The 21,070-nt window shown below is 66.3% G+C and carries 14 protein-coding genes; 9 read left to right on the top strand and 5 right to left on the bottom strand.

Translation table 11 applies throughout. The features are described from left to right. Nucleotides 1–19: 19 nt before the first annotated feature. From ABIB35_RS08555 to ABIB35_RS08530, 6 genes are read left to right on the top strand one after another with little or no spacing between them, the layout of a single operon-like run. A complete protein-coding gene (locus ABIB35_RS08555) occupies nucleotides 20–1,309 on the top strand; it encodes an ABC transporter substrate-binding protein (RefSeq protein WP_354180559.1) in 1,290 nt (429 codons plus the stop codon). Next, nucleotides 1,306–2,265 carry a carbohydrate ABC transporter permease gene (locus ABIB35_RS08550; protein WP_354180558.1) on the top strand — a complete coding sequence of 320 codons (960 nt, stop codon included), beginning with the start codon at nucleotides 1,306–1,308 and terminating at the stop codon, nucleotides 2,263–2,265. Before ABIB35_RS08555 ends, ABIB35_RS08550 begins: the two co-directional genes overlap by 4 nt. Beyond that, on the top strand, nucleotides 2,262–3,209 hold the full coding sequence (locus tag ABIB35_RS08545) for a carbohydrate ABC transporter permease (RefSeq protein WP_354180557.1): 948 nt from the start codon (nucleotides 2,262–2,264) through the stop codon (nucleotides 3,207–3,209). Before ABIB35_RS08550 ends, ABIB35_RS08545 begins: the two co-directional genes overlap by 4 nt. After that, nucleotides 3,209–5,884: a glycosyl hydrolase family 95 catalytic domain-containing protein gene (locus tag ABIB35_RS08540; protein ID WP_354180555.1), complete on the top strand. Its 2,676-nt coding sequence runs from the start codon at nucleotides 3,209–3,211 to the stop codon at nucleotides 5,882–5,884. Before ABIB35_RS08545 ends, ABIB35_RS08540 begins: the two co-directional genes overlap by 1 nt. Continuing rightward, complete coding sequence (gene yicI, locus ABIB35_RS08535; RefSeq protein ID WP_354180554.1) at nucleotides 5,881–8,262, top strand: alpha-xylosidase; 2,382 nt, start codon at nucleotides 5,881–5,883, stop codon at nucleotides 8,260–8,262. Before ABIB35_RS08540 ends, yicI begins: the two co-directional genes overlap by 4 nt. Continuing rightward, a complete protein-coding gene (locus ABIB35_RS08530; RefSeq protein WP_354180552.1) occupies nucleotides 8,259–9,719 on the top strand; it encodes a GH1 family beta-glucosidase in 1,461 nt (486 codons plus the stop codon). The genes yicI and ABIB35_RS08530 overlap by 4 nt, the downstream gene beginning before the upstream one ends. A gap of 78 nt (nucleotides 9,720–9,797) precedes the next feature. Here the strand turns inward: ABIB35_RS08530 and ABIB35_RS08525 are convergent, their stop codons facing one another. Continuing rightward, complete coding sequence (locus ABIB35_RS08525) at nucleotides 9,798–11,006, bottom strand: alpha-hydroxy acid oxidase (protein WP_354180551.1); 1,209 nt, start codon at nucleotides 11,004–11,006, stop codon at nucleotides 9,798–9,800. Between the two features lie 239 nt (nucleotides 11,007–11,245). Here ABIB35_RS08525 and ABIB35_RS08520 point away from each other — a divergent pair, with 239 nt between their 5' ends. Further along, nucleotides 11,246–11,692 (top strand): HD domain-containing protein, encoded by a 447-nt coding sequence (locus ABIB35_RS08520; RefSeq protein WP_354180550.1) that lies wholly within the window; start codon nucleotides 11,246–11,248, stop codon nucleotides 11,690–11,692. A 76-nt stretch (nucleotides 11,693–11,768) separates the two neighbouring features. Here ABIB35_RS08520 and ABIB35_RS08515 read toward each other — a convergent pair whose 3' ends face one another. After that, complete coding sequence (locus ABIB35_RS08515) at nucleotides 11,769–12,689, bottom strand: LysR substrate-binding domain-containing protein (protein WP_354180548.1); 921 nt, start codon at nucleotides 12,687–12,689, stop codon at nucleotides 11,769–11,771. An 82-nt stretch (nucleotides 12,690–12,771) separates the two neighbouring features. Between ABIB35_RS08515 and ABIB35_RS08510 the strand changes: the two genes are divergently transcribed. Then, nucleotides 12,772–13,824 carry a DMT family transporter gene (locus ABIB35_RS08510; protein ID WP_354180546.1) on the top strand — a complete coding sequence of 351 codons (1,053 nt, stop codon included), beginning with the start codon at nucleotides 12,772–12,774 and terminating at the stop codon, nucleotides 13,822–13,824. A gap of 51 nt (nucleotides 13,825–13,875) precedes the next feature. Here ABIB35_RS08510 and ABIB35_RS08505 read toward each other — a convergent pair whose 3' ends face one another. Beyond that, complete coding sequence (locus ABIB35_RS08505; RefSeq protein ID WP_354180544.1) at nucleotides 13,876–17,145, bottom strand: glycoside hydrolase family 3 C-terminal domain-containing protein; 3,270 nt, start codon at nucleotides 17,143–17,145, stop codon at nucleotides 13,876–13,878. A 526-nt stretch (nucleotides 17,146–17,671) separates the two neighbouring features. Then, nucleotides 17,672–18,607, bottom strand: coding sequence for an excalibur calcium-binding domain-containing protein (locus ABIB35_RS08500; RefSeq protein WP_354180542.1), 936 nt, complete (start codon nucleotides 18,605–18,607; stop codon nucleotides 17,672–17,674). Nucleotides 18,608–18,977: 370 nt separating this feature from the next. Here ABIB35_RS08500 and ABIB35_RS08495 point away from each other — a divergent pair, with 370 nt between their 5' ends. Then, a complete protein-coding gene (locus ABIB35_RS08495; protein WP_354180540.1) occupies nucleotides 18,978–19,385 on the top strand; it encodes a hypothetical protein in 408 nt (135 codons plus the stop codon). Between the two features lie 229 nt (nucleotides 19,386–19,614). Here the strand turns inward: ABIB35_RS08495 and ABIB35_RS08490 are convergent, their stop codons facing one another. Further along, nucleotides 19,615–21,060: a basic amino acid/polyamine antiporter gene (locus ABIB35_RS08490; protein ID WP_354180538.1), complete on the bottom strand. Its 1,446-nt coding sequence runs from the start codon at nucleotides 21,058–21,060 to the stop codon at nucleotides 19,615–19,617. Nucleotides 21,061–21,070: the final 10 nt, after the last annotated feature.

Here is a 21,070-nt window from a genome sequence, read left to right as displayed (position 1 = left end):
CTAGGAAAGGATGCCAACGATGGCACGCACCTCCACACACCGGAAAGCCCTCTCGGCCCTGGCGCTGACCGCTGCCTCCGCCCTGCTCTTCACCGCCTGTTCCTCCGGTCAAGCCGCGGATGACGGACCCGTTACCCTGCAGTTTTGGGGCTGGGCGCCGGGCCTGGAACGGGCCGTGGACACCTGGAATGAGGCGAACCCGGACACCCAGGTGGAGTTCTTCCGCATGACCGGCGACGACGGCGCCAAGGTACCGGCCGCGATCGACGCCGGCACCGCCCCCGACGTGGTGCAGATGTCCGTCCACTCCCTGCCCGGCCACATCATCAACAACCGGCTGGCGGACATCACCGAATACACCGAGGGTCTGGACGAGAAGTTCACGAACAGCTCCTGGGGCGGGGTGTCCTTCAACGACGCCGTCTACGCCATTCCGCAGGACTCCGGCCCCACCGGCCTGATGTACCGCTCGGACCTGTTTGCGCAGTACGGCATCAAGGTACCCACCACCTGGGACGAGTACATTGAGGCCGGCCGGAAGTTGAAAGCCGCGGATCCTGACCTGTACCTGGCGCAGTTCTCACCGAATGAGACCGGGCTGTGGGTGGAAACCGTCTGGCAGAACGAGGGCACCTGGTACGACACCGGCAATGACGCCTGGTCCGTCCAGGTGGACAACCAGGCCAGCCAGGAAGTCGCCAAGGTGTGGCAGACCCTGCTGGATGAGGACCTCGTCAAGGTGGTGGACATGTGGACCCCCGAATACTGGGCCGAAGTCAACGCCGGCAACATCGCCACCATCAACTACGCCGCCTGGTTCCCGGCCCTGCTGGAGGAAAGCGCCGGCAGCCTGGCCGGCAAGTGGTCCGTGGCGCCGTCGCCGAATTACACGGGCAAGGACACCGCCGGTGAAACCGGCGGCAGCGTGGACGTCATCCCGGAAGGCACGGAACACGTGGAGCAGGCCGTGGACTTCACCACCTGGCTCAACAGCTCCGACGAAGCCCTGGACATCCTGATTAACGACGGCGGACTGTTCCCCTCCGCGCTGGCGGGCCTGGAGAACGAAGATCTGCTGGCACCGGAGGAATACTTCGGCGGCCAGGTCATCAACGAGGTGTTCGCCGACGCCGCCAAGAAGGTTCCCAGCGCCTGGGTTGACGGTCCGGGCTACGACCTGACGCAGGACGCGTTGAAGGATGCCTTTGCCCGCGTGGGCAACAAGCAGATGACTTTCGCCGAGGCCCTGGCCGCAGTGCAGGAATCGGCTGTGAAGGACCTCAAGGACATGGGGCTGAGCGTCGAATGAGCAGCCCAGCAGCCGCGCCGGTAAAGCCCGCAGCTGCCCGCGGATCCCGCCGACCGCGCGGCGGCGGCGGCGGGATCCGGGTGGCCCCCTACGTCTTCCTGGCGCCCTTCATCATCCTGTTCCTCGTCTTCATCCTGCTGCCGATTGTCCTGGCGCTTTACACGAGTTTCTTCCAGACCCAACGCAGCGGCCTGGGCTTCGGCGGGGCCAATGACAAGCAGTTTGTCTGGTTCGCCAACTACGCCCAGGCCTTCGCGGACTCCGCATTTGTTGAGAGCTTTGGCCGGGTGCTGCTGTTCGGCGTGGTCCAGGTTCCGGTGATGCTCCTCATTTCCCTGGTCCTGGCCCTGTTGTTCGATTCCGCCGTGGTGCGGTGGAAGCGGTTCTTCCAGCTGAGCGTGTTCCTGCCCTACGCGGTGCCCTCGGTGGTGGCGGCCCTGATTTGGGGGTTCCTGTACCAGCCCAAGGTCAGCCCCATTGTGGAGGGCCTGGCGAGCATTGGCATTTCGGTGGACTTCCTCTCCCCCGACAACGTGCTGTGGTCACTGGCGAACATCTCCGTATGGTCGGTGGTGGGCGTGAACATGATCATCCTGTTCTCCTCCCTGCAGACGGTTCCGCGCGAGATGTATGAGGCAGCCAGGATCGACGGCGCCGGCGAGTTCCGGATGGCGCTGCAGATCAAGGTTCCCATGATCCTTCCGGCCCTGGTCCTGACCACCCTGTTCTCCATCATCGGCACGCTGCAGCTGTTCAACGAACCCATGACCATGCGGTCCGTGACCTCCAACATCTCCGGCAGCTACACCCCCAACATGGCCGTCTTCTCCTCCACCACCCTTGGCGGGGACATCAATATCGGTTCCGCCATGGCCATCATCATTGGACTGGTCACTTTTGTGCTTTCGGTGTCCATCTCCGCCGTGTCCAACAGGAAAAAAGGAAGCGCGAAATGACCCAGTTCCCCGTGCTGACCGCACCTGAGGCCCCCAAAGACGCCGCCCGAAAGGCGCAGCAGGCCCGGCAGGGCCGCAAGCCGGCAGTGCACGGCGAGGGCGAACGCCCCAGCCGCGCCGCCCGGATCCTGGCCTGGATTGTCATGGCAGCAACCACGCTGTACTTCCTGGTGCCGGTGTACTGGCTGGTGGTGGCGTCCACCAAGAGCACCTCGGACCTGTTTTCGACGCCGGGGTTCCTGTTCTCCAAGATGAACTTCTTCCAGAACCTGTCCGATCTGAGCTCCTACAATGACGGCATCTTCTGGCGCTGGATGGGTAACTCGCTGATTTATTCCGGCGTCGGTTCGGTGCTTATGACGTTCATCTGCCTCATATCCGGCTATGCACTGGCCATGTACCGGTTCCGGGGCCGCAGCGTTGTGCTGGCCGCCGTGCTGGGCAGCATGCTCATTCCGCAGACCGTCCTGGCGCAGCCCACCTACCTGTTCCTGGTGAACATCGGGCTGAACAACACCATCTGGGGCGTGCTGGTTCCCAGCCTGGCGTACCCGTTCGGGGTGCTGCTCGCGTTTGTCTACGCGCAGTCCGCCGTTCCACAGGAACTGCTGGAGGCAGCACGGCTGGACGGCGCCAGCGAATGGCGAGCGTTCTTCTCCATCGCCCTGAAACTGCTCAGCCCCGGCGGCGTCACCATCATGCTCTTTGCCTTCATTGGCAGCTGGAACAACTTCATGCTGCCGCTGCTGGTGATCAGCGACGCCCGCCTGATGCCGGTGACCGTGGGCCTGAGCGGCTGGAGCCAGGCCGCCATCACCATTCCGGGACTCCAGACCCTGGTGGTCATTGGCGCCCTGGTCTCGATCATCCCCATTGTGGTGGTCTTCGTTTCGCTCCAGCGCTTCTGGCGCTCGGGCCTGGCCGCCGGCGGTGTGCGCTTCTAATGACCGCCACCACGCTGTTCCACCTCCGCCCCGCGCAGCAGTGGCTCGACGGGCTGCCCCTGGGCAACGGCCGGCTCGGCGCCATGGTGCTGCCCGGGCCCGACGGCGTGCGGCTGCAGATCAATGACGCCACCGCCTGGTCCGGCAGCCCGGACAGCGAGCACCGGCTGGGCCGGGTTTCACCGGACACCGCCGCTCTTGCACTCGCCCGGGCCCGCGCAGCCCTGGTCGAGGGGCGCCCCGTGGAGGCGGAAGCCCTGCTTCAACCGCTGCAGTCGCGCTATTCGCAGGCATACCTTCCGTTCGCCGATGTCCTGTTGTCTACGACGGCGGGCGAACCGGCGACAGCGGGCGAACCGGCGACAGCGGGCGAACCGGCGACAGCGGGCGAACCGGCGACAGCGGGCGAACCGGCGACAGCGGGCGAACCGGCGACGGCGGCTGAACCGACGTCGACGGATAAACCGACGTTGGCGGACGGCGGGAACACGCGCCGGGAACTTCGCCTGGATAACGCTGTGCACACCGCCGAGGGAGAGTTCCCCGGCGGCGAATCCCGCCAGGTCACCTTCATCAGTGCGGCCGACGGCGTGCTGGTGCACCGGCTGACCGCCGATGCTCCGGTTGATGTGCGGATCCGGCTCACTTCTCCGCTGCGGGAACTGGGCCGCCGCACGGCCGCGGACACTGCGGGCCTGGAGCTGCGGCTGCCGGCGGACGTCGCCCCCGGCCACGCACCGGAAGAACCTCCGCTGCGCTGGGAGGTCGACGGCGTGCGGCCGGTGGAGGGGGCACTCTGCCTGGCGCTAAGCCACAACGGGACGCTGCGCCACAATGGAACACCCGGACACAACGGAACACCCGGACACAACGCCCCGGCGTCGGATGCGTCTCCGGCGGATCTGGTCCTCACCGGCGTCACGGAGCTGGTGCTGGTCCTCGCCACCGCCACCACCTTCACTGCCCCCGGCCAGCTCCCCTCCGGCACCGCCGCGGAGTGCCGCGTGTCCGCCGGCAGGCAGGCCGCCGCCGCGCTCGAGCAGGGGTTTGACGACCTGCTCCGTCGCCATGTCCACGCACACAGGCTCCTGTTTGACCGGACGGAACTCACCCTTCTCCCCGGCCCGCAGGCCCTGCCGGACCGGTCCGCCGTCCCCACCGACGTCCGGATCCGGGAGGCCAACGCCTCCCCCGCGGGCGTCCTCGCCGCCGATCCGGAGCTGGCCGTCCTGCTCTTCGCCTACGGTCGCTACCTGCTGATCTGCAGCTCCCGCCCCGCCGCCGGTTCCAGCACCCAGGCCGGCAGCCTCCCCGCCACCCTGCAGGGCATCTGGAACGAGGAGATGCGCCCGCCCTGGTCCTCGAACTACACCCTGAACATCAACGCGCAGATGAACTACTGGGGCGCCGATCCGGCGGGCCTGCCCGAGTGCACCGAGCCCCTGCTGCAGCTGGTCGAGGCTCTGGCGGACCGCGGCCGGTCCACCGCCGCCACCCTGTACGGAGCGCGCGGCTGGGTGGCCCACCACAACACCGATGCCTGGGCCTTCACCTCCCCCACCGCCGGACACGCCAGCTGGTCGCAGTGGCCCATGGCCGGGCCCTGGCTGGTGCGCCAATTGGACGAACGCCGCCGCTTCGGCACCGCCGCCCCCACCGAACTGTCCCGGATCTGGAACCTGGCCGTGGGCTGCGCCCAGTTTCTGTGCGACTGGCTGATCGACGACGGCGGTCCCTGGCTGCAGACCCGGCCCTCCACCTCTCCGGAGAACACCTACCACAGCGCACAGGGAACCGCGGCGCTAGCCACTTCCTCGGCCATGGACCGCACCCTGATAACGGAACTGTTCAACGTGGTCCTCGCCCTGGCCCCGCTGGTCGGGGAACAGGAGCATCCCGTGGTTGCCGAGGTACGCCGTGCCCGGCCGCGGATTGCACCTCCGGCCATCGGCGGCACGGGAGAAATCCTGGAATGGGGTCCGGCGGACACCGCCACCGATCCCCGGCACCGGCACCTCTCGCATCTCACCTTTGTGTATCCGGGCAACGGAACCGCGGATCCGCAGCTGGCAGCCGCCGCACGGCTGAGCCTGGACGGACGCGGCGACGACTCCACCGGATGGTCGCTGGTCTGGAAGACCTGCCTCCGGGCCCGGCTGGGACAGGCGGATAAAGTCGGCGACCTGCTCCGCCTGCTGTTCCGTGAAGCAGGCACGGCCCACGGCACCGCCACTACCGGAGTGCATGCCGGCGGCCTGTATCCGAACCTCTTCACGGCGCATCCGCCGTTCCAGCTGGACGCGAACCTTGGCTATGTTGCCGCCCTGTCCGAGGCGCTGCTGCAAAGCCACGCCGGGGTGATCCGGCTGCTGCCGGCGCTGCCGCCGGACCTGGCCTCCGGCCGGGTCCGCGGGCTCGTTGCCCGGCCGGGCATCACCGTGGACCTGAGCTGGGAGGACGGCCGCCTGACCGCCGCCACCCTGACGCCGCGGACCGGGGACGCCGCCGGAACCCACGAGGTCGAGGTGGACGGCAGCCGCCAGATCATCCGCCTTGAGCCCGGGCGCAGCCTCTCGCTCCGGCTCCCGCTCCCCAGCACCCCAGATCTGCCCAGCACCTCCGATCTGCCTCCACACCACTTGACCGAACCATCAGACCAGCAGGAGACCATGTGAAATTCAGTGACGGATTTTGGGAGACCCGCCCCGGCGTCCACGCCCTGTACGCCCAGGAGGCGTACGACGTCGAGCCCACAGCGGAGGGCCTGACCATCTCCGCCCCCACCAAGGTGATCACCCGCCGCGGCGACACCCTGAACCGGACCCTGCTGACCGTTGACCTCACCAGCCCGCTGGAGGGTGTGGTGGGGGTGCGCATCAGCCATCACCGCGGCGCGGCCGGTTCCGGTGGCTTTGACCTCCTCGGCACCGGAAACCCGGACGCCGCCGCCAGCGTGGACGAGCACGGCGGGGTGCTCGACGCAGGGCCGCTGCGGGCCCGCATCACGCACGGGCATCCCTGGAACCTGTCCTTCGAGGCCGCCGGACGCACGCTGACCACCAGCGGGCCCAAAGCGGTGGGCTACCTGACGCTGGCCGCGGACGCCGCCGTCGCCGTCGAACCCGTGGGCCCCACCGGGGTTAGCTTCACCGGCCGCCCGCCGGCGACGACCTATCTGCAGGCCAAGCTCTCTCTGGACGTGGGCGAACTGGTGTACGGACTCGGGGAGCGGTTTGGCCCGCTGGTCAAGAACGGGCAGACCGTGGATGTCTGGAACGCGGACGGCGGCACGGCCAGCGAACAGTCCTACAAGAGCATTCCGTTCTACCTGACCAACAAGGGCTACGGCGTCTTCGTCAACCATCCGGAGCATGTCTCGTTTGAGGTGGGCACCGAATCCGTGGAGGAAGTCGCCTTCTCCGTGGCCGGGGAATCCCTGGAGTACTTTGTTATTTACGGTCCCTCCATGGCGGAGATCCTGCGCCGCTACACCGCCCTCACCGGCCGTCCGGCCCGGGTGCCTGCCTGGTCCTACGGGCTGTGGCTGTCCACCAGCTTCACCACCGACTATGACGAAGCCACCGTGAACCACTTCGTGGACGGCATGGCCGAGCGCGGCCTGCCGCTGAGCGTGTTCCACTTTGATTGCTTCTGGATGCGCGAGTTCAACTGGACGGACTTCGAGTGGGATCCGCGGGTTTTCCCGGAGCCGGAAAAGATGCTCAAGCGCCTGCATGAGAAGGGGCTGAAGGTCAGCGCCTGGATCAACCCCTACATTGCCCAGCGCTCCCCGCTCTTCGATGAGGCCGCCAACGCCGGCTACCTGGTGAAGAAGGCCGACGGCGAGGTGTGGCAGTGGGACATGTGGCAGGCCGGCATGGGGCTGGTGGACTTCACCAACCCCGCCGCCACCGCCTGGTACCAGGACAAGCTGCGCCACCTCATCGGGCAGGGCGTGGACTCGCTCAAGACCGACTTTGGCGAGCGCATCCCCACCGGCGTGGTGTGGCACAACGGCGCGCAGCCCGAGGCCATGCACAACTGGTACACCCAGCTCTACAACAAGGCCGTGTTCCAGGTCCTGGAGGAACAGCACGGGGCCGGCAACGCCGTGCTCTTTGCCCGGTCCGCCACGGCCGGCGGCCAGCAGATGCCGGTGCACTGGGGCGGGGACAACTCCTCCAGCTTCCGGTCCATGGCCGAAACCCTGCGCGGCGGACTGTCCCTGGCGCTGAGCGGCTTTGGCTTCTGGAGCCATGACATTGGCGGCTTCGAGGGCAATCCGGATCCGGCGGTCTTCAAGCGCTGGGTGGCCTTTGGCCTGCTCTCCAGCCACTCCCGGCTGCACGGCTCCACCAGCTACCGGGTGCCGTGGGCCTTTGACACCGGCGAGGAACCGGCCGGGCTCAGCGCCGTGGATGTCACCCGGAAGTTCGCCCGACTGAAGATGTCCCTGATGCCCTACTTCTATGAGGTGGGCCGGCAGGCGCACGAGCAGGGGCTGCCGTTTATGCGGCCGCTGCAGCTGGAGTTCCCCGGCGATCCGGCCGTGGATTATCTGGACCGGCAGTATCTGATCGGCGAGAGCCTGCTGGTGGCTCCCGTGTTCAGCGCCGCCGGTGACGTCACCTACTATCTTCCCGCCGGGACCTGGACCAACTACTTCACCGGCGAGACGGTCCCAGGGGGCGCCTGGCGCACCGAGCAGCACGCCTTTGACAGCCTGCCGCTGTGGGTGCGCGGCAACACCGTGCTGGTCACCGGCTCCCGCGAGGACCGGCCGGACTATGACTACACGGACAATCCGCTGGTCACCGTCTACCCCGCGCTCAACGACGTCGGGCCCGGGCCCGACGGCGGCACGGAACCCGCCGCCGTCGTCGTCGAAAAAACCGTGCGGATCACCAATCCCGGCGGTGCTGAGGTGACCTTCACCGCGCGTATCGGCGCTCGTGAAACCATCCTGACCCGGTCCGACGGCGGCGCGTTCCGTGCCCGTCTGGCCTCCGGCGACATTGTTAATGCAGACCAAGGAAAGGCAGTACTCCAGTGACAACTTCTTCCACCGCTTCCCCGGCCCTGAGCTTCGACTACCGGGATGAGGGCCTGGTCTTTGGGCCGGACTTTGTGTTCGGCTCGGCCACCGCGTCGTACCAGATTGAGGGGGCCTTCAACGCTGACGGCCGCGGCCCCTCCATCTGGGACACCTTCAGCAAGACTCCCGGCAAGGTCTGGAACGGAGACACCGGAGATGTGGCCTGCGACCACTACCACCGGCTGGAGGAGGACCTGGACCTGATGCAGAAGCTGGGCCTGGAGGCCTACCGCTTCTCCATTTCCTGGTCCCGGATCCAGCCCACCGGCCGCGGACCGGTCAACGAGACCGGCATGGCCTTCTACGAACGGCTCGTGGACGGGCTGATTGCCCGCGGCATCAAGCCGCTGGCCACCCTGTATCACTGGGACCTGCCGCAGGCTCTGGAGGATGAGGGCGGCTGGACCAGCCGCGACACCGCCTACGCCTTTGCCGACTACGCCCGGCTGATGGGCGAGCGGCTCGGGAACCGGATTGCCGGCTGGATCACGCTGAACGAGCCGTGGTGCTCCGCGTACCTGGGCTACGGCTCCGGCGCCCACGCCCCGGGGCGGACCAACGACGTCGAAGCCCTCACCGCCGTCCATCACCTGAACCTGGCCCATGGCCTGGCCGTGAAGGAACTGCGCGCCGTGGTTTCCGCCGATGCGGAGATTGCCGTGACCCTGAACCTGCACGTCTTCCGGCCCGAAGGCGAGACCGGCCCCGAGGCCTTGCGCCGGGTGGACGGGCTGGCCAACCGGCTGTTCCTGGAACCGATGCTGAACGGCACCTACCCGGCGGACGTCCTGGCGGACACCGCCGGGATCACCGCCTGGTCCTTCATCCACGACGGCGACACCCAGCTGATCTGCCAGCCGCTGGATTTCCTGGGCATCAATTACTACTCCACCAACCGGGTGCGGATCTGGGACGGCAAGGGAGAACGGACCAACGCGGACGGGCATAAGCCTGCCCCCGGCACCGCCTGGCCCGGGGCCGGCATGGTGGAGTTCCTCCCCCAGCCGGGCCCGTACACGGAGATGGGCTGGAACATTGACCCCGCCGGACTGGAGGACCTGCTGGTCTCGGTGCACGAGCGCTGGCCGGACCTGCCGCTGATGGTCACCGAGAACGGTGCCGCGTTTGCTGATGAAGTGGTCACCGGTGCGGACGGCGCACCTGCCGTGCACGACGTCGAACGCACCGACTACCTGCACCGCCACTTCGCTGCCGCGCACCGCGCCATGCAGCGCGGCGTGGACCTGCGCGGCTACCAGGTGTGGTCGCTGATGGATAACTTCGAGTGGGGCTACGGATACTCCAAGCGCTTCGGCATTGTGCGCGTGGACTATGACACGCTGGAGCGCACCCCCAAGGACAGCGCCCTCTGGTACTCGCGGCTCATCGCCGAGCGGGTGCTCCGCGCGGGCTGATCCCTCTGGTGCCTGTGGCCGGCGGCTTCACCGCCGCCGGCCACAGACCCTCTCGGTTAAATACAGTCTTTGCGTGTTTTAGATGGTGCGCACGTGCTCCGGCGTCAGATCGGCGAGGCGGGTAACGCCCAGCAGCTGCATCACCGTCGTCATCTCGGAGCGCAGCAGGTCCAGCGTCCGTTCGGCCCCCTGCCGTCCGCCGGCCATCAGCCCGTAGAGATACGCCCGGCCAATCAGCGTGAAGTCGGCCCCGGCGGCAATCGCGGCCACAATGTCGCCGCCGGACATGATGCCCGAGTCCAGGATGATTTCCGCTTCGGGTCCCACTGCGGAGCGGATGGAGGGCAGGATCCGCAGCGGCACCGGAGCCCGGTCCAGCTGCCGGCCGCCGTGGTTGGACACCACAATCGCGTCGGCGCCGCGGGCCAGTACCTCCACCGCGTCCTGCGGGGACTGGATGCCCTTGACGATCAGCTTCCCCGGCCAGGTCTCCCGCAGCCAGTCCAGGTCCGCCATGTTCAGCGACGGTTCAAACATGGTGTTCACGGTCTCGGCCAGGGACACCCGCTCCCCCTCGAAGTTGGCGAATCCCAGCGGTTTGGTGGTGAGGAAGTTGAACCACCATTCGGGCCGGTAGGAGGCGTCCAGGATGGTTTTGGGCGTCAGTGTGGGCGGCATGGTCATGCCGTTGCGGGTGTCCCGCAGTCGGGCCCCGGCCACGGGAGTGTCCACGGTGACGATCAGCGCGCCGTAGCCCGCGGCAGCGGCGCGGTCCACCAGCTCCTTGGACCTGCCCCGGTCCTTCCAGAGGTACAGCTGGAACCAGGCGGCGGCGTCGGGCACTTCAGTGGCGAGCTCCTCAAGGGAGACCGTGCCCATGGTGGACAGCGCAAAGGGCACGCCGAACGCGGCGGCGGCCTGCGCTCCGCCAATCTCGCCCTCGGAGTGCATCAGCCGGGTCAGTCCGGTGGGCCCGATGCCCACGGGCATGGCCGCCTCGGTGCCGGCAATCTTGGTGTTCAGGTCCACGGTGGTGACGTCGCGCAGCACGTGCGGAACAAATTCGACGTCGTTGAACGCGGCCCGGTTGCGCTGCAGCGAGTGCTCGGCAAAGGACCCGCCGTCCACGTAGTCGAAGGCCGCCGCGGGAATCCGCCGCTTGGCGATGTCCCGCAGCTCCCACGCATTGGTGGCCTTAGCCAGCCGTGCCCGGCGGCGATCCAGGTCAAAGGTCTTGAACTGGACCAGGTCGCGGAGTTCTTTGTACTGCGGGATCCTGCGTTTCATGGCTGCTGCTCCTCATCTCCGCAAAGTGCCAGCGTGGCACGGTACCGGCGGCGGCCGCGAATTGTTGGGGTTTTATTTCGGGCGGCCAAAGAGCGGTGGGTGCAGTAGTCCCACGCCGACGACGCCGGACCAATAGCCGATGACAAGCGCGGCAAACCGCTATGTCAGGGGTATGCGTTACCGTCAGCCTTAGGAAATCCGCAACGCTGCGACATCCGCGGCAGAAAGCGAGACAATTGATGCGTGACTTAGTGACCGAGGCTCAGGAAGTTGCCGCTGCAGCCCATCAGGGACAGGTGGACAAAAACGGATCCCCTTACATCGGGCATCCCGGACGGGTGGCCGGCCATGTTCCCCGTCATGCCGCTCCTGAAGATCTAGAAGCGGCGCAGGCGGTGGCATGGCTGCATGACGTTGTCGAGGACACCCCGGTAACCCTCGCAGATTTGGCCCGGCAGTTCCCGTCCGAGGTAGTTGCCGCCGTCGATGCCATGACAAAGCGGGCAGACGAGGATCCGGATGCCTACTATCTGCGGGTGGGCGCCAACCGGATCGCCCGGGCGGTCAAGCAGGCGGACCTGGATGACAACACCGACCCGGCCCGGACGGCCCAGCTTGATCCCGCCACCCGGCAGCGGCTGGCCGAAAAGTACGAGCACGCCCGCAGCGTGTTGGCAGGTCACTAACTGCAGGACGGCGCACCCGGCTAGGTATACCCGGCCAGGACCATGGCGTGCGCACCGTCGTCGACGGCAGAGCGCATCAGCGCCGGCGCTGCCCCGCGGCTGCGGGCTCCGGGTGGCTCCGCTCGAACAGGGTATCCAGCACCAGCTGCACCGGTTCCGTTTCGGCCATGCTGCGGCGCACCACGGCGTAGATGGAGCGGACCGGAGCCGGGCGGACGACGGCGACCTTGCGGACATTGGCCGGCAGCTGCCGGGCGCTAAGGCCGGGGAGCACGGTGATGCCGATGCCGGCGCTGACAAAGGCGATGGCCGTGGCGTAGTCGTGGGCCTCCACATGGAACGTGGGGGTGAAGCCGGCGGCGGCGCAGGTGTCCAGCAGGTTCTGCCGGCACAGTCCGTAGGCAAAGTCGTTGTCCACCCAGCGCTCCCCCACCAGGTCCGCCAGCTCCACCTCGTCCCGGCCGGCGAAGGGGTGGGTATCCGGCAGGACGGCAACGTAGGCGTCATGGATCAGGTGGTGCGCGTCAAAGCCGCTGCCCGGGTTGATGGTTCCCTTCCGGCCGACCACCAGCTGGATGTCCGGACGGTCCTCGGGAGCCGCTGCCACGTCGTCGCGCAGCTGCAGCTCCAGGCGTACTCCGGGCAGCTCGTCGGTGACCCGGCGGGCCACTGCGGGCATCCACGCCGAGCCCACTGACGCGAAGTAGCCAATGGAGAGCCTGCCGTTCCGGCCGGTCCGGAGATCGGCAAGCACGGCTTCGGCGTCGCTGAGCCGGGCCAGGATCTCCTCCGCCTGCGCCGCCACAGCCAGCCCCGCCGTCGTCGGGCGCAGGCCGCGGCCGGCGCGCTCCAGGAGGGCGAGGCCGGTTTCCCGCTGCAGGATGGTGAGGTGCTGGCTGACCGCCGAGGGGGTATAGCCGAGGTTGGCCGCGGCGGCGGCGACGGAGCCGCTGGCCACCACGGCGGAAAAGATCCGAAGCCGGTGCACATCTAGCATGCCGTTGACTCTACAGCTGCACTGAAGTGTGGATCAAGAATCGGAACTGGTGCTAAATCCCGGAGTGGGTAAGAATTCAAGCATGACTTCTACAGCCTCCCGCGCCGTCCAAGTTTCCGGCGGCAACACTCCGCGACTGTGGGCCGCCATGGCCGTGACCGTGGTGCTCTGGGCTTCGGCCTTTGTGGGTATCCGCTCCGCCGGTGCGGACTACTCCCCCGGCGCGCTGACACTGGGCCGGATTGCGGTGGGCGCGGTGGCGCTGATGGCCATTGCCGCGGTGGCCGGACGACGACGGCGGCGGGTGGCTGCCGCGGATGTGGCGGCGTCCGGAGGCGCGGCGGACGCAGGCGCGGCGGACGCAGGCGAGGCGGACGCAGGCGAGGCGGAAGGGCCGGGCAGGCCGGGCGGTGCACCCGCGCGAGGACGGCTCCCGGGCCGGATCCTCGCCCTTGTGATCATCTGGGGACTGGCCTGGTTCGGGGTGTACAACCTGGTGCTGAATGCCGCCGAACGGCATCTGGATGCCGGCACCGCAGCGCTGCTGGTGAACCTGGCGCCCATGATTGTGGCGGTGCTCGCCGGACTGCTGCTGGGCGAGGGCTTTCCGCGGCGGCTGATCATCGGCATGCTGGTGGCCTTTTCCGGCGTCGCCGTCATCGCGGCAGCCACCTCCACCGGGACCGTCGATCCAGTGGGCGTGGGCCTCGGCCTGGCCGCCGCCGTGCTCTACGGCGGTGCGGCCACCCTGCAGAAGCGGCTGCTTCAGTACGTGGACGCCGCGACCATGACGTGGATCGGGTGCCTGGCGGCCGCCGTGGCCTGCCTGCCGTTCCTTCCCGAACTGCTCCGCGAGGTGTCCGCCGCACCGCTGTCCTCCACGCTGGCCGTGGTGTACCTCGGGGTCTTCCCCACGGCGATCGCGTTCACCACCTGGGGTTACGTCCTGGCACGGTTCAGCGCCGGCCGCACGGCCGCCACCACCTATGCGGTACCGGCCGTGGTGGTGCTGCTGTCCTGGCTGCTGCTCCAGGAAGTGCCGCCCGTTGCGGCGCTGTTCGGCGGGGCGCTGGCTCTGGCGGGAGTTGCAGTGGCGACGCTGCCGCGGCGGCGGGTCACTTCGACAGGCACATAGTGGAGCCCGGGGCGAACCCCGGACTCCACTGAGCAGCGCTCTAACAGCCCGCTACTGCACGGTCACCTGTCCCACCAGGCGGGTGTCGGAAACGGAGCTGCCCACAAAGATGGACAGCGGTCCGGTGGGGGTGACAAACTCATCCGCTTCGTCGTCCCAGTACTGCAGCGACCGCGGATCCAGATCAATGGTCACGGTTCCCTCCCCGCCCGGTGGGAGGGTGATGCTGCTGTACCCGGCCAGCTGCCGGGCCGGGGTGGGAACACTGCCGGGCAGGCCACCCACATACACCTGCACGGTTTCCTCGCCTGTGCGGGTGCCGAGGTTGGACACCTGCACCGACACCGTTTCCGTGGGATCAGCGGCATCGATCACCGTGGGCAAGGAAAGGTTCGAGTATCCGAAGGTGGTGTAGGAGAGCCCGTGCCCGAAGGGGAACAGCGGAACCGCGCCCCGGGACACGTAGCTCTTGTACCCCACAAACACCGAGTCGGTAAGCTCCACGGTGGGACTGACCACGTCGAAGAAATTGAACGGGTTCGGTGGGCCCACCGTGACGGCCTGCAGATCACTGACCGGGAACGTCACCGGGAGCTTCCCTGAAGGATTCACATCCCCGTAAAGCACCGAGGCCACGGCCCGGCCCTGGGCCTGCCCTGCGTACCAGGCCTGCAGGACCGACGGCACAGCATCGATCCACGGCATGGTCACCGGACCGCTGGTGGCCAGCACCACAACTGTTTTGGGGTTGGCTGCGACCACGGCGCTGATCAGCGCATCCTGGTTCTGCGGCAGCACCAGCGAACCGCGGTCGGCGCCCTCACCGGTGTAATCCCGTGCCACAACGACGGCGACATCCGCTGCCGCCGCTGCCTGCGCCGCCGCCGTAATGCTCGGTGCCACCACACCTTCGGGCGGAGTCCAGCCCAGACGGGCCACAGCGCCAGGCTGATCGTTGAGCCCGCCATTGAACTGATCCGGCGCGTCGGTGGTGTACTCCACCCGCACCGGAACCGAAGCGCCCTCCGTCAGGCTCACCTGAACCTCCTGCGTGGCCAGGGTATTGGCGGGTTCGTTGATGAGCTGGGTTCCGTTCACGAACAGCCTGGCCGTCCCCAGATGCGTCAGTGACAAGGTGTACGTTCCCGTGGACGGCGGCACGATGGTTCCCGTCCACACCGCGGACATGGGCGCCGTGGCAAGTTGGCCGCCGACGCCGGGAACCTGGGAGGTGTTGATTACGTCAGCTGAGATGCCGGTGCGCAGATTGATCTGCCGCTCCGAACGGGCCAGCGTGGTGGCACCCGCGAAGTTGTTCACCCCGAGACGGTATTCGGCGCTCACTCCGGTGAGCACGTCACTCGGCATGGGGAACGGGCCGGGTATGGTGTCCGCGAGGGACACCGGGTCGGTCCCGGCGGAGGAGGTAACGGTGGCGCCTGTGGCGCGGGCTGTCAATCCGTCCAGGACGGTGGTCAGCTGAGCCGGATTCTGGATGGCCCCGGAGCCGCCGCCGTCAATGTACCAGTCGGCATCGGACCCGATGACCGCCACAGATGACGTTCCGGAGTTATTGACCAGCGGCAGAGTTCCATTGCTGTTTTTCAACAGGACGATCCCGTCCTCCGCCACTTGCTCCGCAATGGCATCGTGGGCCGCCAGCATGTTTTGCGGGAGGGTAAGATTCGGCTGCGGGTTCACAAAGGACCCCTCCGGCGGGTCGTCAACAATGCCCTTGTCAAACATCGTGAAGGCCACACGGCGGGCGGCGTCAGTAAGCCTCAGCTCGGAGACTTCGTTATTCAGCACGGCCTGGGTGAGCGCCGGTCCGGAGAACTCTGTGCCCGGGCCGGACACGTCCAAACCGTTCGCATAGTCGGAAAAAGCGTGGGCAGCGTTGAAGTCCGAACTGACGTAACCCTGAAAGCCGAGCCTGCCCTTCAGGATCTGGTTCAGGAGCAGCTCATTGCCGCACGAGTATTCGGTGTTCACCTGGTTGAAGGCGCACATGATCGATCCGGCCTCCCCGTCCTGCACCACTTTCTCCCAACTGCGGGTGTACGTCTCCAAGAGCGGGCGTTCACCGACGATCACGTTGACGTTGCCGCGGCGGGACTCGAAGTTGTTCAGGTTATAGTGCTTGACCAGCGAGGAAATGGACGCTCCCTGCTCACCGATCACCTGGGCGGCTCCTGTTTCGCCGGCGAGCATCGGGTCCTCCCCCAGGTCCTCCCACATGCGTCCGTTGTAGGGAGTCCTCACCAGGTCCTTGGTGGGCCCTGCGATCGCGTTGAACCCGGTGGCTCGTGCTTCCTCTCCGCTGACGGAACCGTAGGCGCGGGCGAGGGTGGAGTCGAATGTCGAGGCCAAGCTAACACCCACCGGCAGGCCGGTGGATGGGCTGGTCTCCAGCGCCAGGCCGCAGCAGCCGTCCTTGCCTCGGATGGGCGGCAACCCGAAATCGGGAAGCCCGGGCCCTCCGGACTGGATGAGGTAGGTGACCTTCTGGTCCAGATTCATAGCGGCAGTAGCCCAATACGCACGCGTCAGCGGATCCTCGTCGCTGCCCAGCCAGGGATTGCCGGCCGGAACCGGCGGAGTGCAGCCACCTTGACGTCCGTTGTAGGAATCCAGCCGCTTCATAAAAGCGGACATGGCATCACGTGCCACTGGCAGGAACGGACGATACGTCCCGTCCGGCCAGCCGGTGCTGATGCCAGAGTCCTTCATCCAGGCAATATCCCGGGAGAACTGCAGATTTACCGGAACATCGGTAAACGGAGCGGCGGTCGGCGCCGGGAAATCTGCTGCCGCCTCAATCCCGCAGTAGGTGCCGCTGAACCGGTTCATGAACGCAGCCATGGCGTCCCTGGCAACCGGGACCAGCGGACGGAAGGTCCCGTCGGGGTAACCGGTGGTGATATCCGTGGAGGCAAGCCAAGTGATCTCTTTGTAGAACTGCGTGCCGGGGGTGATATCCGTGAAAGGAGAGGTGGCCGGGGGTTCAAAGTAGGGCTGTCCTGCCAGCCGGTAAATAAACGCCGCCATAGCATCGCGGGCCACAGGTGCCAGCGGACGGAACGTGCCGTCAGGATAACCGGTGGTGATTCCGTTGGCGGCAATAAACAGGATTTCCGCCTCAAACGGATCCCCCGCAATATCGCTAAAGGGCGGCGGTTGAACCGTATAGGCGGGATTCGCCTGCAGCGGTGTCACGTCGCCGGCACCCACCGCCGAGGGAAGGAATCCGGTCGCGGCAAATAGCCCCAAAAAGGCCATCAATCCGTACCGGCGCGCCAAGCGCCGTTTGAGTGTGAACATACAAGCTCCTCAGTTCTTCGGCGGTGCGAGTCCATTCGCGCATCACCGTATGCAGGGTTAAAGCGCGCCGGCCGCAGTGGTGCCATGCCGAAACGAGGGAAGTGCAAACACCGCAGTAGGCCTAAGCCACTTGTGCTGAGGTTTACGGTGATTGCCCAACGGTTGCGAGTGTGAATGTGCGTAACCGGAGTCTAGAAGGGGGTTCACAGGGCTGGGAATGACAAAAAACACCCGCTTAATCGCGTACATCCGCTACTACTTAGTGCCGATGTGAGCGAAGGGGACCACCCGGCCGCGACTCCGGTGCCAAGACGGCGCCGCTGCTACGGGCGGCCTACCCAGGCGAGGACCGCCTTGACGCCCGTGCGATTCCCGGCTCATGAAGTCCGGCCGTGTTCGCGTCCAGTTCGCGGCCGGACCCCGGCTGCCCTGAACGGTGCGCACGTGTTCCGAGGCGTTCCGCGATGCAGGTGACGCCACGCAGCTGCGTCACCGTCGTCATCTCGGTGCAGGTGGAAACTAGGCATCAGTTTCCGGCGCAGGCCACCCCGTCTTTATCTCGGTCCAGCCCTTCTTGCCAACCGTAATCACCGCGATGAATAGGCGCGGCCCCGGCTTCCTGTACAGCAGTACAGTTCGCGTAGGTGAAGTTATCCGCCGGCGGTTGCTCTTCTTGTCGCTGCCTTTCGCGAGCCTGTTCGTCCGCCAAACGTTGCGCTTCAGCTGCCGCAGCCTCGTCCGCCTGTCGCTGGGCCTCTTCAGCAGCCGCAGCCTCCTCCGCTCGTTGTTGTGCCTCTGCAGCAGCTGCAGCTTCGTCTGCCTGACGCTGGGCCTCCTCAGCCTGCTTCCGGGCGGCCTCCGCTTGACGCTGCGCCTCTTCAGCAGCTGCAGCTTCTTCCACCTGGCGTTGTGTCTCCTCCGCCTGCTTTCGTGCCTCCGTCAGCTTTTCCGAGGACTCCTTGTCCATCCAGACGAGTTTGCCGTTGCCGTTCGGAGTGCACACGTACTGAACAGTCCCCTGCGACCTCGTATCGGCTTCCGCAGCGCACTCTTGATTAGCCAGCGGCTCTTCCGTGGGAGTCGGCGAAGCAGGAGAGGAAGCCGGACTGGGGCCAGATGACTGGTCATCGGCAGGCCTCTGCCCCTGATCGGGTGGACCTGCCACGGCGGCAGCCACGAAGCCCACAACGAGGAGGCCTCCGCCCACTGCCAGTAGTTGGCGTCGTTTCTTGGCATCTGACGCGCGAGCCCATGTTTGCCGCCGACGGATCAGTGCGTAGGCGGCCGTCAGAAGTACCACAATCCCGGCCAATACGAGCCACACCGCTACACCAGGTAAACCAGTGACGGCGAAAATCACCAGAAAAAGCGCTGCGGCTGCGAGGACGATCCATGTTGATCTTGGTTGCTTGGGATCGGGATCAGAAGGATGGGGATGTAGAGAGTCGGGTTCGTGCGCCATGGTTTTTACCTCACTGGGACTGGCCCGGCCGCCTGCCGCGGCAGGCGGCCCGACCCCGATGAAGCATTGCTGCCGGTTTCTCCGGCGAAGTCGACCTTCGCTTCCCTCTGCGAGGCGTGTTTTCCATTGACGAGGAAGCTGGACCGGCGTCCCCAACAGACGATGCCCTTATCTAACAAGCTAGGCCCATACGAGCGGCAAGCGGAAGGTAAGTAAGCACTCCCGCACCCATTTTCTTTGGTCCAAGCGACTAGCAAGGCGTTTGTTGGGAGCTGTGTCTACGGAACTCACATTTGAACGGACGTCCGAAGCATTTCGTCAAAGGAGGGAATCAGGAACACTTTCCCGACAGCGAGCACGACAATGAAGCATGGATGAACGCGGCGGGCTACTTAGAGCGGTGAAGGCCTTTCACACATTCGCATGGGTCACCATCGAGGGGTGCATGCTTTATGTTCTATACGCTGGCATCCGGAAGCGGTCTGACCGGAGGGTAGGGATCGCGGCCGCGGTGGTCACCGCGGAAACCCTGGTCTTCGCCGGCAACGGCTTCCACTGCCCGCTGACCGCGGTGGCACGAGAGCTCGGAGACAGTACCGGGTCTGTCACCGACATCTATCTCCCGCAATGGCTCGCCAGGAATCTCCCTGCCATCCACGTCCCGCTCATCGTTGTTGCGGTATTCCTTCACTGGCGGAACATCTCGGCCCGGAAGACGGCGGGGAGAACGCATGTTGCCCGCGCTCCCGGTACCGCGATGGGCGCGCCGGCCGGGTAACGTCAGGGGCGACGCCATTGAGCGCGTGCCGAGCAGGCCCCGCCGGCCCCGGCCCGCCGTCGTCGTCGTCGGTTACTCGATCCCGTCCCGGATGTCGAACAGCAGATCTTCACGGTTGGGCGTGAGCCAATCGCGGCCCTGGCCAGGCCCGGGTCTCAGACCAGGACATTACGCAGCCGGCCCACCTCCGAGTGCACGCCGCAGGACGCGGCCAGCCTTCGGCCCCTGCTCAGAGCTCTATCCAGCCCCGGGTCAGGGCGAGCACACCTGCAACGGCTCCTGCCAGCGTGATGAAGAAAAGGAACAGCTCCACTCCCCGGAAGACGCGCTGCCCTTGTTCACGGCGCGCGATCACAAACAGGACGGTGGCGGGGGCGTAGAAGATCATCGAAATCAGCACCAGAGGCAGACCGGCGGCGTAGACCAGGAACACTGAGTAAATGGTGGCAATGACGGCAATGGTCAGGTCACCCCGCCGGATGCGGCTCGGGGCTCTTTCATACGTTTCGCCGCTCCAGCCGAGCTTGAGGGCGTAGAGGGCCGCGAAAAGGAGCGAAAACAACGTCAGGACCGCGGTCATGTCCAGAGCGAAGTCGAAGGCGTCCTCGGAGAAGTAGGTGATGACCATGACCAGCTGGCTGAGCACGGTGCTCAGCAGCAGGGCGTTGACCGGGACATCGTCATCACTGACCCGGGACAGGAACCGCGGCATGTCCTTCTCCGTGGCGGCCACGTACAGGACCTCCGCTGCCATCAGGCTCCAGGCCAGGTAAGCCCCCATCACCGAAATGATCAGGCCTGCGCTGACGAACACCAGTCCCCAGGTCCCCACTCCCGCTTCTAGGACACCCGCCATGGACGGTTGGCGCAGCTCGGCGAGCTGTTCCATCGGCAGTACCCCGTAGGAAACGATCGTGACCGAGGCAAAGATGGCAAAGACGCTCAGAAAGCCGAGGATGGTCGCCCTGCCAACGTCCTCCCGTCGTCGGGCATGGCGCGAATACACGCTGGCACCTTCAACCCCGAGAAAAACGAAGACGGTCACCAGCATCGTGTTGCTGACCTGCTCGAACAGCGGCCCCGTATAGCCCGCCCCGGTGAGGTTTCCGGCGAAGACCGCGGGGTCGAACAGGAAGACAGCAAACAGCACGAAGACCAGGATGGGAACAACCTTGGCGATCGTGACTATCCGGTTAATGGCCGTGGCTTCCCTGATGCCGCGTCTGATCAGGAAGAAGAATCCCCACAGCCCGGCCGAGGAGAGCACGACGGCGGGGAGGGTGTCCCCTGCGCCCAGCTGCGGAAACAGGGCTCCCAGCGTGGACATGGTGAGCACCCAGTAGGTGACGTTGCCAACGCAGGCACTGGCCCAGTACCCCGCTGCGGAGAAGAACCCCACATAATTTCCGAAGCCGGCCTTGGCGTAGGCGAAGATCCCCGCATCAAGCGCTGGCTTTCGCATGGACAGCCGCTGGAAGACGAAGGCCAGCATCAGCATGCCCGAACCCGCAATCAGCCAGGCGACCAGCGCACCCAACACCCCGGTTTCCTGGGCGAAGCGCTGGGGCAGGGAAAACACCCCGGCCCCGACCATGGAACCGACCACCACAGTGGTGAGGGTCAGCAGGGAGAGCTTGGCCGCTGGAGCCTTCTCCCCGGAAGCAGGAGCAGACATGGTTCTTTTC

It is taken from the genome of Arthrobacter sp. UYP6, from assembly GCF_040547315.1.
In the GTDB taxonomy this organism is placed as follows: domain Bacteria; phylum Actinomycetota; class Actinomycetes; order Actinomycetales; family Micrococcaceae; genus Arthrobacter_B.
This window is presented reverse-complemented; position numbering and strand designations above follow the sequence as displayed.